Origin of the sequence: Desertihabitans aurantiacus, assembly GCF_003344635.1 — a bacterium.
Classification (GTDB): domain Bacteria; phylum Actinomycetota; class Actinomycetes; order Propionibacteriales; family Propionibacteriaceae; genus Desertihabitans; species Desertihabitans aurantiacus.
Map to the genome: position 1 here is coordinate 1 of NZ_QPKK01000376.1, position 2,774 is coordinate 2,774.

Genomic DNA, 2,774 nt, shown 5'->3' on the forward strand with positions numbered 1-2,774 from the left:
AGGCTGACCGCCCACTGGTCCTGGCAGGCCAGCGGCAGCCGGCCGGTGCCGTCGGCGGCCGGCGCGGGGCTGGTCGAGGTGGCGACGGGCCCGTCCGCGCGGACCACCACGTGCCCGGCGCCGAACGGGTTGACCCCGACGGCGGTGCGCAGCTCGAACCCGGCGGCAGCGGTCCGGCGGGAGCCGCGGACGCCCAGCGGCAGCAGCTCCTTCAGCCCGGCCAGGTGCGTGGCCGAGAGGGGGCGTCCGTCGCCGGCGACCGCGTCGCCCTCGGACCAGACCGTGACGACGTCCCCGTCGAGGCGGACCGGGAGGCTGCGCACCAGCACCGGCGCGCCCGGGATGGTGGCCAGCGCGTACTTGACCAGCCACAGCACCAGCAGCGGCAGCGCCAGCCCCAGCAGCAGCGCGAGGAGGAAGGTCGCCACGGCCAGCCCGACCTGCAGCGGGGCCAGCATGTCGGCGGTCCAGCCCAGCTCGACCTGCTGCACGCGTCCGGGGTCGTCGGCGGCGTCGACGGGGGCGGTGGCGACGACGAGCGTCCCGCCGAGGGCGCCGTTGCCGGTCTCGGAGGCGGTCAGCCGCAGCGGCAGCTCCCCGCTCTGCCCCTCGGCCAGGCACAGCTGGCCCGGCCCGGCGACCTCGGAGGTGACCTCGCCGGTGACGTCGGCGGGCCCGGTCTGCACGGCGCTCGAGCCCTCGGCCAGCCAGACGCAGCCGGGCCCGGTGACCGGCAGCACGGAGTCGGCGGTGGTGGTGGCCTCCAGGGTGCCGAAGGCGACCTCGCGGCCCAGCGTCGGGTAGCCGAAGGCGGGCAGCACCGTGGTGGGCAGGGTGACGGTCTGCGGCTCCAGCGCGGTGCCGGGCACCTCGGTGCCGTCGGCGTCGGTGGCCGGTGCGGTGGTGACGGCCAGGGTGAGGGTGAGTGGGGCCGGTCCGGGGCCGACGGCGGTGAGGTCGAGCGGGTGCGGGTCGCCTACCCGCTCCAGCGGCTCGGCGTCGGCCAGCACCACCGGGTCGGCGCCGGCCGGTTCGAGGACGGCGGTGAACGTCGCGGTGCCGAGCAGTGCGTCGGTCTCGACCGGCTCGCCGTCGAGGTCGGTCAGCCCGAACACCAGCTCGGGGGTCTCGCCGGCCCGCAGCTCCAGCGGGTCGGGGCTGGTGACGGCCGGGACGAGGTCGCCGGTGAGGTGCAGGTCGAGGGTGGAGCGGGCGCCCTCGGTGCTGCTGCTGCGGTCGACCGCGGTGACCGACCAGACGCCGGTCCAGCCGCCGCTGCCGACCTCGCCCCGCTGCAGGGTGAGCGCGGTGGAGCGGTCGGAGGTCCACTCCTGGCGCAGCGTGACCCCGTCGACGGACCGCTCGACCGGGTCGGCGCCGGGGGTGAAGACGACCTCCCTGCCGTCGGGGGCGACCAGGACGACGTCGACCGGCACCTCGGCGTCGGTGCTGAACAGGGCGCGGGCCTCGCTGATGCTGTCGTCGAGGACGAACGGGTGCCGGCCCTCGGGGCACATCTCGCCCTGGCAGACCTCGCGCTCGGTGGTGGTGGGCTCCTGGCCGGGGTTCTGCAGCCGGTCGAAGGCCCGGATCAGCGACTCGATGCTGTCGGCCTCGGTGAAGCTGCCGACGGTCGGTCCCTGGATGGCGCCGCAGCCGTCCTCGCCGGTGGAGATGCCGCGCATCAGGTCGAAGTCGGCGCCGCCGCCGGCGCTGAGCCCGATCCCGAACACCGTCACCGGGGCCCGGCGCAGCTGGTCGGCCACCCCGCCGTCGCGGCACAGGTCGTCGGCGGCCCGCCGCTCGGCCTCGGCGTCGCTGCCGGGGCGGGTGAGGTCGACGTCGGGGGCGTAGGGCTTGCGCTCTCCGTAGCGTTCGGCCTCGGCCGGGTCGGTGCGGTCGTCGAGGTCGAGCGAGCCGTCGGAGAACCACAGCACCGCCTGGCAGCGCTCCTCACCGGCGGCCTTGTCGGCCAGCGCCTGGCGGGCGCCGTTGAGCGCGGTCCAGTAGTCGGTCTCCCAGCCGTCGTCGGCCTCGGCGAGGGCGGCGACGTCGTCGCGGACCCGGTCGCCCGAGCCGGCGAGGTCGGACCAGCGGCCCGGGCCCTCGAGCTCGACGCCGAAGGTGGCGACGGCGACGTCGAGGGCGACCTCGCGCTGCTCGGCGAAGCGGCCGAGCTGGCGGACCAGGTAGTCGGCGGCGCGCACGCGCTGGTCGTCGGGGTCGGTGTCGATCAGGCTGGCCGACTCGTCGAAGAGCAGCAGCAGGTCGCCCGCGCCGGCGCCGACCAGGCAGCCGCCGTAGGCACCGACCGCGGTCTGCTCCGGCCCCTCGGCCGCCGCCCGCGGAGTGGTCCCGGCGATCACCGGGAGCCCGAGCAGCACCGGCAGCAGGGCGACCACCACCAGCAGCCGGGTCAGCCCACCCTCCCGGCTCACAGGCGTCCCACCCAGTCGGCCAGCCGCCAGGCCGTCACCGCCACCGCGAGCACCACCAGCACCGAGACGACGACGTAGGCCGGACGGACCCAGCCGGGGGCGGCGTAGACGGGACGGGTGCGGGCCAGCACGTCTCGGCGGGTGTACAGCGCGAGCAGGCTGACCGCGACCGGCCCGGCCAGCAGCCAGCCGCCGAGCGGGACCGCCGGCACGGGACGGGCCACTCCCAGCACGAGCAGCACGGCCACCACCGCGACCCCCAGCGCCGCCGCGAGCCAGCCGACCGGCGGACGGGCCACCGCGACGGCGTCCCCGGCCGGCGCGCCGACCGGTGCG

The 2,774-nt window shown here is 77.0% G+C and carries 2 protein-coding genes; both read right to left on the reverse strand.

The features are described 5' to 3' along the window. Window positions 1–2,438, reverse strand: a 2,438-nt coding sequence (locus tag DVA66_RS19125; RefSeq protein ID WP_157974148.1) for a hypothetical protein, incomplete at its 3' end; no start/stop codon positions are given. Then, a partial coding sequence (locus DVA66_RS19130) for a hypothetical protein (RefSeq protein WP_198671953.1) occupies window positions 2,435–2,774 on the reverse strand: 340 nt, incomplete at its 5' end. The genes DVA66_RS19130 and DVA66_RS19125, both read right to left, overlap by 4 nt.